Raw genomic sequence first — 14359 nt, forward strand, 5'->3', positions numbered from 1 at the left:
AAACATGGATTTATTGATATAAAACAGGTTTTCGTAATATTTTTAAAATATGTTTAGAAAATCCCCCTCACTTTTTCTACAAAACAGGAATCTCTTCAAGCGATCTTCCCTCTTTTAAAAAATCATACATAAATTGCACAGACTCTTTTACGCCGTCTGTCATCGGAAAGCCAAAAGAAACCAGATCGGGTTGGAGCCCAACAAAAACAATTTGTTTAATATCTTGTTCCAGTTGTTCAATGAGGTAATTGAGCGGCATATTATGTGTACTCATGAAAAACATTTCCGCAATGCTCTCTTTTTCAATGATTCGGATTTTACCTGGCGCTAATTCCATATCAGCCGCATCGAAAATTAAAAGCAGATCGGGTTTCATGTCTCGCACAATATGTGCAACATTTTCGGGGGCTGAGCCGCCGTCAAGTGCGGTCCAATTTGGCAATGGATTTTCACTTAATAACTGATAGAGATAAGGACCCGCACCGTCATCCCCCATCATGCTGTTGCCAACAGTTAAGATCACATTATTCATCACGACGTTTCACCATAATATACATCACAGGCTCACGCTGAATCGACGCTAACGTATCCATTAGTATTTCGACCCACTCTTGATGTTCTGGGGTAAAATTGGCTTTATTTTCATCCATTGCTTTCGCCAATAAATTGACATGACTGGAATCAATCACAATTTCACCAAATCGCATTAAGCCGGCAAATTTACGTTTAGCATCCCCTTCTGGAAAGCTATCTACAAAACGTTGATAAGCATCGTAGTCACAAACCAGTAATTTTTTAAAACAATCAATTACGCCAACATGATGACCAATCGCCAAAGAGTAATACATCACCTGTTTTGCTTGCTCTGGCACTTGTTCATCGTTTTCGACGAAACGTTCGTTTAATAAATAGAAAAAGACTTTCGTTGTCATAACATTCCCATTTTTATAGGGGCAATCACTTGCCCCATTATTAATTATCCCGAAAACGGCATACTAATCGCATGCAAACGATTGACGATTTCGCTTAAACGCGGATCGGCTTCTCGTTCTAGGTATTCACCTAAACGTACACCAAATGGCACTTTGTCATTTTCTGTCATCATTGCCATAAATTGGTTAGCGATGTTACCGCCTTGACGATAACCGGCAAGACGACGCGCTTCACGTTCAAGACTAATACGCAAATCCAACGGAATAGTTGGGAAACGTAATTTAGCTTCTGCGTTAGGATCAGCTTTTTCTTGTTTACCTTTAAGCTTTTGATCAAGCAAACCAAGTGCTACCGCGAATCCATAAATGGTCGCAGCAGGGGTTGGAGGACAGCCAGGGATATACACATCAATTGGTACAATTTGATCACTACCGCCCCAAACACAATAGAGATCGTGGAAAATACCACCGCCACAACCGCAAGCACCGTAAGAAATACAGATTTTTGGATCTGGTGCAGCTTGGTAAGCACGCATTGCTGGCGTACGCATCGCACGGGTAACCGCACCAGTGAACAATAAAATGTCCGCATGACGAGGTGAAGCTACTACTTTAATACCAAAACGTTCCGCATCGAATGTTGGCGTAATGGTACTGAATATTTCGATTTCACACCCATTACAACCGCCGCAGTCCACACGATAAACGTAAGCTGAACGTTGAATATCTTTCAGCAACGTTTGTTTCATTTTGGCAATATTTTCATCAATACTAAACGGTGTTGATATGCCATTGACCGGCATTGGAATTTGTGTGTTCATCGTCTTTCGCCTCCTGCTAAAACGTTAGGTAAATCAACCGCACTTTGTTCTCGTTGCTCGAGCGCTTTTTTGAAATTCAAGCGAACCGGCTCTTTAAAGTCGATTAATTTCATCCGCATATTGGATTCCATATTCGCGGTTTTTTCTAAGCTGTGCTGACGTTTACAAACCGGACAAGTATGCAACTCCGCCAATTTTTGTTTCACTAATTCAGGTTTATCCAAAGTTTGTTTGAATAAATCAATGGTGTAATTCAATTCTTTATAAGAAATAAACGGTTTACCACATTCCTGACAAGTTACTGTTGCAAAGGTGGTTTCTTGGAAAAGATCCTGTTTATTGGTCACTGATAATTCAAAATCTTGTGACAAGCAAATGGCTTTGGTTGGACAAACCTCTTCACAACGACCACAGAAAATACAACGACCAAGAAATAATGACCATGTACGGTCGCCTGTCACCGGATCTGTTCTCATGGTCAACGCATTAGCTGGACAAGCAATGGTACAAGCCGCACAGACAATACATTGATCAGAATTAAGTTCCGGTTTACCTCTAAAATCCTCATCGACTTCATAAGGTTTGAACGGATATTTGGTGGTGACATCACCTGCTTTAAATACCGTTTTTAGTAATTTAAACATTTTCCGCCTCCCCTATTTCAATGGTGAATTTTTACGTTCGATACCGTAGCGTTCAATCTCTTTATAATCCACGGTTTTCGCTTTGCGTTTACGCACATCCACCACGGTGACACGGTCGGTACAAGAATAGCAAGGGTCAAGGCTACCAATAATAAGTGGTGCATCAGACACTGTATTGCCACGCAACATATAGCGTAATGTTGGCCAGTTAGCATAAGTAGCAGCACGACAACGCCAACGGAAAAGTTTTTGGTTGTCGCCTAGCATTGACCAGTGAATATCTTCGCCACGTGGCGCTTCCGTAATCCCTAAAGCAAAACGTCCAGGCGTATAATTGAAACCTTCTTTTAAGATTTCACCACTTGGCAAATTGTCCACCATGTAATCGATGATATTCATGGATTCAAACACTTCATTAATCCGCACTTTCACACGAGATAACACGTCACCATTGGCTTCAGTGAAGAGATTGAAAGGAACATCGCCATAACCGGAGAACGGATGTACTTTACGCACATCACGAGCAAAGCCAGAACCACGAATCATTGGACCAACCGGACTAAAGTCACGAGCGATATCTTTTGCCAATACACCGACACCTACCGTACGTTGTTCCATATTCGGTGTATTTAATAAAATATCAGTCAAGGTTTTGAGTTCTTCACGCATTTCGCCGATAAGTTTGATACATTGCTCACGTTGATGTTTCAACATATCACGACGCACACCACCGATAAGGTTAATACCATAGGTTTTACGTGCACCGGTTAGCACTTCTGCCAAGGTCATAGATTTTTCACGAACGCGGAAGAATTGCATAAAGCCAGTATCAAAGCCGGTAAAGTGACTAGATAGGCCTAAGTTTAATAAGTGACTGTGTAAACGTTCTACTTCTAATAAAATCGCACGAATCCATTCAGCGCGTTTTGGAATTTGAATCCCCAAAGCACTTTCGACGGAATTAGCATAGGCCACACTATGTGTGAAACCACAAATCCCACATACACGGTCAGCCAGGAAGTTAACTTGGTCGTAATCCATACGGGTTTCTGCCAATTTTTCCATACCACGGTGCACATAGAACAAACGATAGTCCGCATCAATGATATCTTCCCCATCCACGAACAAACGGAAGTGTCCAGGTTCATCGGAAGTGATATGTAACGGGCCAAGAGGAACGATACGTGCTTCCCCTTTTTCGTTAATAAATTCGTATGTTTCTGTCGCGGTTGTCGGATCGGGACGTAAACGATAATCCATTGAGTCTTTACGTAATGGATAAAGATCATCCGGCCAATCATCTGGCAACACTAAGCGGCGTTGGTCTGGTAAACCGACGGCTTTCAAACCATACATGTCAAATAATTCACGTTCGCCCCAAACAGCCGCTTTGACTTTTGGTGTCACAGACGGAAATTCTAAGCTCACAGGATCAACTAAGGCTTTAATAGTGATAAAGGTTTTGACTTCCCCTTCCATGGAAAGTACGTAGTACACTGCATAGTTGCCATGAATTGAACGCTCATCATTCCCGAATACCAACGGTAACCAACCTTCATGTTGATAATAAAGGTATTCAACAACATCAGGTAACATATTGGTTTTAATGGTAAGTGTAACCTGATTTGGTGTTGACCACTCCTCATCCAAAATAGTATTTGGAAATTTTGCATTGACTGCTTCAATGTAATTTTTGCCAATCATTTTGGCTGGATCGACTGATGTATTTTTAGTTAATTCCATATATTTATCCCTCCTGTCGATCATTGCGCTAAACTTTGCCAAGGTAAAACTAACATTTCACCAAAAGACACTTGTTCAGATCCGAGTACAATTCCGACCGCACTTTTTAATAACTGCAAAATTGGTTCGGCAATATGAATACCCATAATAAACATGAATAACAATAAAATTGCCATCGCCACGAGTGAAACTTTGTTCACATCTCCCACTTCAACATTATCCGGTTGTTTGCCTAATACAGTTTTTAATACCATTAAAGACAATCCAGCTAACACGATAGTGAGTAAAATTAAACAGAACACCATTAACCAAGTTTTACCTGCGTAAATACCGGCAACAGCAATACTGAATTCACTGACGAACACGTTAAATGGTGGGATACCACCTAGTGCTAATGCACCACCGGCAAATAACACCGCCGTCATTGGTGCGACACGCCATAAACCACGTACTTGGTTCATATCACGGGTTTTATATTTTAATAATATGTTACCTGAAGCACAGAATAACAAGGTTTTCGCTAAACTATGGTTGATGGTATGTAATAAACCCGCAAATACACCGATTGGGCCACCTAAACCAAAGGCAAAGCTAATTAACCCCATGTTTTCAATACTGGAATATGCCAATAAACGTTTGATATCGAATTGGACGATAATAAACAACGCCGCCACTAATACAGAGAGTAAACCAAATACCAACAATAAGGTTTGCGGGTATGTAGAACCGACTGCTTTAGAAACTAAGATGTAATAACGCAATACCACCAACATGGCACAATTCAATAATACAGCTGATAGAATCGCACTCACTGGACTTGGTGCCTCACTGTGTGCATCAGACAACCAAGTATGCATTGGAAATAGACCGCATTTAGTACCAAACCCAACCAAAATAAAGGCAAAAGCAAGATACATGAGCATTGGATTCAAACCCGCTGCCTGTTGATTGATTTCTGTCCAGAAAATAGCTTGGCTTGGATCAGCTAAAAGATTTGTTCCATTAGAGAACGTTAAAATTGTGCCATACAATCCAAACGCCACCCCAACTGAACAAATAATGATGTATTTCCATGCGGCTTCAAGAGAAGTTTTTTGTTTATATGTGCCAACCAAGAACGCAGAACTTAATGTAGTTGCCTCAATGGCTGCCCACATCAAAATCACATTATTGGTGATCACAGAAATAATCATGGTGAAGAAAAACAAATGCAAAAAGCCGTAATAATTGCAGTATGTTTTTAAATCAAGATGCCCTTCACGATATTCCGTACCAATGTAGCCGATAGAATAAATACTGGCTAATGTTCCGACAATAGCGATGAGACCTAAGAAAATAGCAGATAGACTGTCGATGTAAACCCAGTTATTTAATGCACTGATTTCCCCCTGAGTTAGCACGCCATTAATAATTTGTAAGGCAAATGCTAACATCAAAATCAAACCTGTAACATGAAGTGCGGTACAAATTGTCCGTGCTTTTGTCACGCCACAAGCGAAACTGGCAAGTGATATTGCTAAAGGTGCGATTAATAACGCGATTATCCATTGTTCATACATAGCGTTACCCCTTCAAACTCATAAGTTGTTTTGCATCTAATGAATGGAATGTACGGTAAATTTTGTTTACCAACACCACCATTATGATGACGGCAAAGATAGCATCTGTGGCAATTCCGATTTCCACTAACTCAGGTGCTTTATTTGCCAATAAGGCTAATGTGAGATGAGAACCGTTTTCCATCAAACAATAACCGAATACTTGTTTTACGATATTGCGTTGGCTAACAATGCACACTAAACCTAATAAGAAGTGGCTTAATGACACTGATAGTGCCGGTTTAAGATGGGCAACCAACGGTAAATCGATTGGGACAACGACAAAGTAGCACAATGTCACTATCACTGCTGTGATCGGGATCAACCAAGCGACATTTATTCCAGCTGGAGTTTGACTTTCATCAACTTTTTTCATCGCATAGATTAAAATCGCGGGTACCAAAACCACTTTGGTAATAAATGCGCTGATTGACCACATATAAAGTTCATGAGCTTGCATTTCATTGGCAAGATAGACAAAGAGTAATACCAACACCAACGATTGCAAACCGTAAAACAATGCAGCTTTTTTGGCGGTTCTAACCATAATTACGCAAAGAGAGGTAATAATGAGTAAACACGCAAGTCCATTTATCATTAACATAGAGTCCTCCTTAACCTAACCCGCCAAACCTAGCCAATATGCTGCAATGAAGCTAGAGCATACAGACATCACCATGAGAATCACTAATACGATACTCATTGAAAATGTAATTGGTTGTGCTTCAGCCACTGCTTCTGACGGTTTACCGATGACGCATTGTCCGAATTTATACAACAACCATACGAATGTTGCAGTAGATTCAACTAAAGCAAGTACCATTAACCAAGTAATCCAGCCATATTCATGGCCTAATTCAAATCCGGCCGCAAATAATGGATATTTACTGAAGAATCCGTTAAACGGTGGTACCCCGGCAATCGCTAATGCTGCTACACCAAATCCAGCCCCTACCACTGGCATTGTACGCATAATGCCTTGTAGTAATGGCATAGAACGAGTTCCTGTCGCATAACTTAATGAACCCGCAACCAAGAAGAATAAGCTTTTCGCGAAAGCATGGTTGAAGATGTAGCTAATCGCTGCCACAAAAGCCAATTTAGAACCTAATGCAGCAAGAGAAATCCCAATGAAAATATAAGACAGTTGGGTAATGGTTGAATACGCCAATAAACGTTTTAAGTCAGTTTGTGGCAAGTACATCAAGAAGCCATAAATTAAGGTAATCATCGCCATGATGATGCCGACTTCACCCACAATATGTGGAATCTCACCAGCAGACATAACAGAACGAGCGAAGATATACACCCCAACTTTAACCATTGATGCAGCGTGCAAATACGCACTCACCGGTGTAGGTGCTTCCATTGCATTCGGCAACCAAATTTGCATTGGTAATTGCGCTGATTTACCCCACGCAGCAAACATCACACCGAATAGCACGATGGTTTTCGCACCCGGATCTAAATGTTCTAACGCTGTGATAGAGAAAGTACCTGATTGGCTGAACAAATACGCTGCGGCAATATATAACCCGATTGCTCCCACGTGGGTGATAATCAAGGCTTTCATTGCTGCTGCTTGAGCTTTTGGTGTTTGATAATAACTGATCAATGCCCAAGAACATCCCCCGGTAATTTCGAAGAACAATAATTGTCCTGCTAAAGTTGAGGAATACACCAAGCCCGCCATGGCACCGATAAAAATGAGCAAGAAGGCATAAAAACGTGGTAACCCATTATGTGGGTGTTCACGATTTTTATCGGTTAAGTAACCGCAAGAATATAGGCAGATTAAGAAACCTAAGGCCACAACGGCGAAGGCAATTAGTGTACTAACTGCATCAAGAGTTACACCAAAGATCGCGGTTTTATCAAACGCGACAATGTCATAAGTGACACTTTGATGTCCATCAGCAAACCATTGTCTGGCGACTAACATGGTGCCTAACGTAGCAAGCGCTGCAAATACAGTGGCAATTTGAGCAAAGTGTTTTTTGTTCAAACCAACAATAAACGCCCCGACGAAAGGTAAAATGATTGTAATCAGAGCTAAACGTTCCATATTTGTCCTCCTTACAACCCTGTGAAGTAAAATACAAACGCCAACACAGAAATGCCGAAGCCGACCACGGTTAAACGTCCTGTTAACATAAAGCGGGTACGAGAGAGTGTGTTTTCAAAGACACAAGCCAACACGAACACCACGAATAATTTCACGAAGAATAAAACACCGCCTAAAATGACCGCACTTAAGCTCATCTCTGTCGGGATACCAAACGGAAGCAACACGCTCACAAAGATAGATGCTACAACCATGGATTTTAAGCTTAAGCCGACTTTTAATAAGGCGAGTGCTGGACCAGAGTATTCTGTCAATGGACCTTCTTGTAATTCTTGTTCCGCTTCCGCCAAATCGAATGGAATTTTACCCATCTCAATAAATACGGCGAAGAATGCCGCAGCGATAGCAATCACTGTCGCAATTGGATATTGCCAAGTGTTTTCGGAAAGCGCATTACCGATAACCGCAAAATTGGTTGAACCGGCAATTAAAGCAATCACAAGGAATGCCAACATGAGAATTGGTTCTACCAAGACACCTAATGTGACTTCACGACTTGCCCCTAAACTTGAGAATGTGCTGTTTGAATCCAAACCCGCAATTGAAAAGAAGAAACGGAACAAGGCGAATAAGTAAATCACGGTGATTAAATCACTGCCTGCGCCAAACGGTGCAACACGAGTAAATAAAGGTAAGCTCATGGCAACTACCATCACGGTGCTAATTAGCACATAAGGCATCACTTTAGAAACCCAACCCGCATTGTCAGGCCAAATATTTTGACGTTTCATTAATTTCGCAATGTCGCGATAATCTTGTAACACGCCTGGACCGCGACGAGATTGAATGCGAGCACGGATCATACGTGAAATACCGGAAAATAACGGTGCAAGGGCAAGTAAAATCAAGGCTTGCACAATGGCAAAAACAAACATTCCGGCAGATGTTGCAATTTCCGAAGGTAACGTAATCATCTTCAACCTCCTACATCAACGCAATGGAAAGTAGTATTGCCACCAAGGCAATCACGAAGTACACGCAGTACACACGGAAGTCACCTTGTTGCAACCATTGAATTTTAGTTCCTAACCAAGGAATAAAACGAGCGATCGGCATTGTCACTTTTTCTTCCCAGAAAGGTTCTGTTTTTGTTGCGCCTTTAATTACCGCTTGGATGCCTTTATCACCTAAAGGTGCGGGATCCAACACTTCGCGCAAGGTATAAAGCGGTTTGAAAATCGTACGTAATGGACGAGTAAAACTACCCGCAGAAGCCGCCATATCTTGTTCATAAGCATAACCACAAGCCCATGGATTGCCTTTTGCACGATCGGATAAACGTTGATTTTTGGTGAAGGCGTAAAAACTAAATGGCAAGAAGAAGAATGCCAATAGCATGATAGTCACCATCGGTGTTGAAAGCACGGTATGCGGTTCAGCTTGTGCGACCACCACGCCATTTTGAGCCAACATTAGCGGCTCGCTATGAGCAAGTGCGGTCGAAATTTTCGCAATTATTGGGGTCACCACAGATGCGCCCACACCTAATAACACACAACATAACGCCAACACAGCCATCGCAATGACCATTGGTTTTGGCACTTCACGTGCATTGGCTGCTTTTTCGCTACGCGGTGCACCACCAAAGCTGATACCGTACACTTTCACGAAACAAAGTGCTGCTAACGCACCCGTCAATGCCAACATAATGATGGCAATTGGACCGGCAAGTTTTAATACTAAATCATCACTTTGACTTAAGGTGAATAAGGATTGATAAGTAAACCATTCACTGACAAAACCATTAAACGGTGGCAATGCAGAAATCGCCATGGTACCGATTAAGAAACAGAATGCAGTGTAAGGCATAAGTTTGCCTAAGCCGCCCATTAAGTCCATGTCTTTAGTGTGCAAGCGATACATTACTGAACCGGCACCTAAGAATAACAAGCCTTTGAACACGGCATGGTTAAGTAAGTGATATAACCCACCAAGTAAGCCTACGGTAGCCAATACGGGATGATGTGTCGCGATACCAATCATACCGACGCCCACACCCATCATAATGATGCCGATATTTTCTACTGTGTGATAAGCCAAGAGTTTTTTGATGTCATGTTCTGCCAAGGCATAAAGTACGCCGAGTACGGAAGATACCGCACCAAAACCAAGCACAATAACGCCATACCAAACATTGGTAGAACCGAGAAGATCAACACCCACTTTAATGATCCCGAAAATACCAATTTTTACCATCACACCAGACATCATTGCAGATGCATGAGAAGGTGCAGCCGGGTGAGCTTTCGGTAACCAGCTGTGTAATGGAATCATACCTGCTTTGGCACCAAAACCTAAAAATGCCAAAATAAAGGCGGTAAAGGCAAGCGGTGCCGGTAAAGTGGTTTGACGGAATGCGCTAAATTCAAAACTACCGGCATAGCAGTAGAAAATGAAGAAGGCGATCATAATTAATACCGAACCAGCATGCGCAATAAAGAAATAAAGCAAGCCTGCATTGACGGCATTGTCATCTTGTTCGGTAAGCACTAAGAAATAAGATGCCAATGACATCATTTCAAAGAATACAAGGAAGTAGAATGCATTATCGCTAGTGACTAACGCAACCATGGAAGCGATAAATAAATTCATAAAGAAGCCCATAGAACCTGCGCCTTTACCTTTGTATTCTTTTACATAAGAGAAAGAATAAAGTGCGGTCACAATCACTAATAAAGAAATGACGCACACCATAAACGCCGCCAATCCGTCAATACGGATGGAGAACGAGGCAAATTCAAATGGGGTTTTGAAAACATCAACGACTGTGTCGCTGCTGATCAGAACGGGGATGCAGGCAGCAATACCTAACACTCCAGCAAGTACACCGGTCACGCCGGATATATTGATTGAAAGTTGTTCGTTTCGTCTCACTGCGAGCGAAATAAACGCACCTACGACATAAATCAACAGGGTCGTGATGAGTAAATTGATTGGTAAACTCATAATATCACTCCATTGATTACAAGTTAAACACACTAATTATCTTGGGATAGCAGGCGAAGAAACCATTGCCATTTCACGTTTTCTTTCGTTAGCCTGCTTGATACTCTCATCACTAATAATAAATAATGTTTTGGTCGGACAGGTTTGTACACAAGCCGGACCATCTTCACGGAAATAGCAAAGATCGCATTTCACCGCAATGGCTTTCACGCCAGGTTGCCATGCCAGCATATTGTGTAAATCTGTATTATCTGGTGCTGTACGAATATCTCGTTTTACCGCATCGGTGAAGGAGAACCCTTCGTAATAAGTAGGTGCGTCAATCGGTGCTGAACCATGTTGGGTAATTGCACCGAATGGGCAAGCAATACCACAAAGTTTACAACCGATACAGAGACTTTCGTTAAGTTGAATGGTGTCATTAATATGTGTGATTGCGTGCACCGGACACACGGTAGCACATGGTGAATCATCACAATGACGACAGAGAATTGGCACGGTTACATCATCATTACGCATGACTTGTAAGCGTGGAAAAGATTGTAATCCGAAAGCTTTATGCACTTCGCTACAAGCGGCCATACAGGTGTTGCATCCAATGCAATCCTTCGGATCACCGATTACAAAACGATTCATACATTCCCCTCCTTGTATGTAAATAACGTTTTAACAATAACCACTCTAGTTATAAGGATACTCCTGTCGAAAAGTAAAGCTCAAGAAGTAATTCAAAGATTTGTGATTAAGATCAAAAGATTTTGATTGTTTTTCTACTGCTGTGATGCGCCTGTTAAATAACCGTGAAACATAATAATTTTATGTTAAAAATGTGAACAAATTTTCAACAAATGGACATCACCCTATTTGAAATATCACTATACAAATTTAGATGGTTACGTGATAAAATTTCTCTTTCACAGTATGTTTATTGCCTCACAATAAACAATTCATCTCATAAACATTCTAACTAAGGACAGATTATGTGTTTAGGTATTCCGGGACAGATCATTCAAGTAGCTGACAGCGCATTACAGCTTGCTGTAGTCGATGTCTGCGGAGTAAAAAGAGAAGTTAATATTTCATTAATTTGTCAGGATGACCCAAAACCGCTGGTTGGCAAATGGGTTCTCGTACATGTGGGTTTTGCCATGACGATTATTGATGAAGAAGAAGCAAAACAGACTCAAGAAGCCTTAATTGCCATGAGCCAGCTAGAACACGAAGTCGGCGATTTTCTTGGTCTCAATCAAAAATAAACAGGATTGCGTTATGCAAGGGATCGAATTACGCATAAAAGGAAAAGTTCAGGGCGTGGGATTTCGCCCTTTTGTCTGGCTTCTGGCAAATCAATATGGATTAAATGGAGATGTCAATAATGATGGACAAGGCGTATTAATTCGTTTTGTCTCTCCACCATCCGACGCTCTTGAACAATTTTTATCCGATCTACAAAATAAGCTTCCGCCACTGGCTCAAATTACGGACATTACTCGGCGCGCCATAGATTGGCCAGAAGCAACTGCAATAACAGGCTTTACTATCCGGGAAAGCGAAAACAATCAAATGGATACGCAAATTATTCCCGATGCAGCAACCTGTCCACATTGTTTAGCTGACTTATTCGATCCCAACAATCGACGTTATCACTACCCCTTTACCAATTGTACCCATTGTGGCCCACGTTTCACCATCATCAAGGCTATTCCTTACGACCGAAAAAACACGGCGATGTCTGTTTTTCCGCTTTGTCCACAATGTGAAAAAGAATATAAAGATCCCGCTGATCGTCGTTTTCATGCTCAACCTAATGCTTGTTCAGTCTGTGGACCCCATATCTGGTTGCAGGATCGAGAAAAAACACTTTTTACTCATGAAACAGCACTAAAACAGACCGCACTTTTATTGCAACAAGGTCACATCATCGCGGTTAAAGGCTTAGGCGGTTTTCATCTGGCCTGTGATGCGAATAATCAAAAGGCGGTTAATTTATTACGTCAACGGAAACATCGTCCCACAAAACCATTAGCCATTATGGTGCCTAATCTGCAGTTTTTACAGGATTTGAGTTCTCAAGAAACAGAATTGCTAACCAGCAGTGCTGCGCCAATTGTACTGCTAGCAAAACATAAAGTACCCAATATTGCTGATAATATTGCACCTAACTTACAAGAAATCGGTGTAATGCTACCGAGCAATCCACTACAACATTTATTACTACGAGCAGTTAATCGTCCCCTCGTGATGACGTCTGCGAATGCAAGCGGGCAACCTCCCGTACTGAAAAATGAACATGCTGTGGAACAATTAGCTGACTTGGCTGATTTTTATCTTTGTCACAATCGTGATATTTTACAACGCGCCGATGATAGCCTCGTTCGTGTTGCCTTCGATGGATTAGAAACATTGCGTCGCGCTCGTGGCTATGTACCCGATGAAATACCACTTGAAACACAAAGTGCGAAGAATGTGTTGGCGTTGGGCTCTGATCTGAAAAATACATTCTGCTTACTACGTCACAATAAAGCCGTACTAAGCCAACATATTGGCGATACAGCAAATGAGCAAGTGCGATCACAATTAAGTGAAAACCTTGCATTATTTCAAAATATTTATCAATTTAAACCTGACATTATCGCTGTCGATGCTCACCCTGGCTATTTTTCATCTTCCATTGGTAAACAACTTGCCGAACAGCAACAAATCACATCAATAAAAGTACTGCATCATCATGCTCATATTGTCAGCGTAATGGCCGAACACAATTGTAATGAACCTGTAATTGGTCTTGCTCTAGACGGTATTGGTATGGGCGAAAATGGACAACTTTGGGGGGGCGAATGCCTACTTATTGATTATCAACATAGTCAATATTTAGGTGGTCTGCCGGCTGTTGCTCTACCTGGTGGCGATCTTGCCGCCAAACAACCTTGGCGAAACTGGCTGGCTCACCTGCATCAATTTGTACCACAGTGGCAAGAAATACTCACTAAAACCTGCAATGAACCGAATTGGCAAATACTAGTAAATGCCATTGAGCGAGGACTAAATTGTCCACCAATATCATCTGCGGGGCGTTTATTTGATGCCGTAGCTTACGCTCTCGGTATTGCACCAAGCAGTGTTTCTTGGGAGGGCGAAGCGGCCTGTCATTTAGAAGCACTGGCGAATACCTCATCTTTGGCGACACAAGCACAAAGTGCGGTCAATATTCCAGTAAAAATGCCGCTTATCGGCAATAAACTGGATTTGGCTTATTTCTGGCAAAGTTGGTTAAATTACCATGCGCCTGCCGCAGATAAAGCCTTCGTCTTTCACTATGCTCTCGCCCAAGGTTTTGCTGAACTTGCGACAAATCAAGCACGAAAACACCAATGCCGTACCATCGTGCTATCCGGCGGTGTGATGCATAACCAACTGCTACGTCGTTTATTAAAAGAAAATTTGAGCGAATTCCATGTACTAAGTGCGCATAAACTACCGATGGGTGATGGTGGACTCAGTTTAGGTCAGGCTGTTATTGCCATACATAGAAACTGATAATCCTTAATAT

Annotated in this window: 13 protein-coding genes; 2 read left to right on the forward strand and 11 right to left on the reverse strand. The window is 41.7% G+C overall.

All coding sequences use genetic code 11. The annotated features are described in order from the left end of the window. Positions 1 to 76: 76 nt before the first annotated feature. From hycI to DPV81_RS08440, 11 genes are read right to left on the reverse strand one after another with little or no spacing between them, the layout of a single operon-like run. Positions 77 to 532 carry a hydrogenase maturation peptidase HycI gene (gene hycI / locus DPV81_RS08390; protein WP_111387851.1) on the reverse strand — a complete coding sequence of 152 codons (456 nt, stop codon included), beginning with the start codon at positions 530 to 532 and terminating at the stop codon, positions 77 to 79. After that, positions 525 to 932: a formate hydrogenlyase maturation HycH family protein gene (hycH, locus tag DPV81_RS08395; protein WP_005696265.1), complete on the reverse strand. Its 408-nt coding sequence runs from the start codon at positions 930 to 932 to the stop codon at positions 525 to 527. The genes hycI and hycH overlap by 8 nt, the downstream gene beginning before the upstream one ends. A 44-nt stretch (positions 933 to 976) precedes the next feature. Beyond that, entirely contained in the window at positions 977 to 1753 is a 777-nt protein-coding gene (locus DPV81_RS08400) for an NADH-quinone oxidoreductase subunit B family protein (protein WP_070590791.1), read from the reverse strand. Beyond that, a complete protein-coding gene (locus DPV81_RS08405; RefSeq protein WP_111387852.1) occupies positions 1750 to 2397 on the reverse strand; it encodes a formate hydrogenlyase complex iron-sulfur subunit in 648 nt (215 codons plus the stop codon). The genes DPV81_RS08400 and DPV81_RS08405 overlap by 4 nt, the downstream gene beginning before the upstream one ends. Before the next feature lie 12 nt (positions 2398 to 2409). Beyond that, positions 2410 to 4140 (reverse strand): hydrogenase large subunit, encoded by a 1731-nt coding sequence (locus DPV81_RS08410; RefSeq protein WP_111387854.1) that lies wholly within the window; start codon positions 4138 to 4140, stop codon positions 2410 to 2412. A gap of 20 nt (positions 4141 to 4160) precedes the next feature. After that, positions 4161 to 5699, reverse strand: coding sequence for a hydrogenase 4 subunit F (locus DPV81_RS08415; protein ID WP_111387856.1), 1539 nt, complete (start codon positions 5697 to 5699; stop codon positions 4161 to 4163). Positions 5700 to 5703: 4 nt separating this feature from the next. Next, entirely contained in the window at positions 5704 to 6342 is a 639-nt protein-coding gene (gene hyfE, locus DPV81_RS08420; protein WP_054418869.1) for a hydrogenase 4 membrane subunit, read from the reverse strand. Positions 6343 to 6357: 15 nt separating this feature from the next. Further along, positions 6358 to 7803 (reverse strand): hydrogenase 4 subunit D, encoded by a 1446-nt coding sequence (locus tag DPV81_RS08425; RefSeq protein ID WP_111387858.1) that lies wholly within the window; start codon positions 7801 to 7803, stop codon positions 6358 to 6360. Positions 7804 to 7814: 11 nt separating this feature from the next. Further along, entirely contained in the window at positions 7815 to 8777 is a 963-nt protein-coding gene (locus DPV81_RS08430) for a respiratory chain complex I subunit 1 family protein (RefSeq protein ID WP_065243547.1), read from the reverse strand. Between the two features lie 10 nt (positions 8778 to 8787). Then, positions 8788 to 10809: a hydrogenase 4 subunit B gene (gene hyfB / locus DPV81_RS08435; protein WP_111387859.1), complete on the reverse strand. Its 2022-nt coding sequence runs from the start codon at positions 10807 to 10809 to the stop codon at positions 8788 to 8790. A gap of 36 nt (positions 10810 to 10845) precedes the next feature. After that, positions 10846 to 11445, reverse strand: a complete 600-nt coding sequence (locus tag DPV81_RS08440) for a 4Fe-4S dicluster domain-containing protein (protein ID WP_014065505.1) — start codon at positions 11443 to 11445, stop codon at positions 10846 to 10848. A 344-nt stretch (positions 11446 to 11789) separates the two neighbouring features. On the opposite strand from DPV81_RS08440, the gene hybG reads away from it, so the two are divergent. Continuing rightward, entirely contained in the window at positions 11790 to 12065 is a 276-nt protein-coding gene (gene hybG, locus DPV81_RS08445) for a hydrogenase maturation factor HybG (RefSeq protein ID WP_005696275.1), read from the forward strand. 13 nt (positions 12066 to 12078) lie between these two features. Further along, positions 12079 to 14346 (forward strand): carbamoyltransferase HypF, encoded by a 2268-nt coding sequence (hypF, locus tag DPV81_RS08450; RefSeq protein WP_111387861.1) that lies wholly within the window; start codon positions 12079 to 12081, stop codon positions 14344 to 14346. The last annotated feature ends 13 nt before the right edge of the window (positions 14347 to 14359 follow it).

The organism is Haemophilus parainfluenzae (genome assembly GCF_003252795.1).
In the GTDB taxonomy this organism is placed as follows: Bacteria; Pseudomonadota; Gammaproteobacteria; order Enterobacterales; family Pasteurellaceae; genus Haemophilus_D; species Haemophilus_D parainfluenzae_K.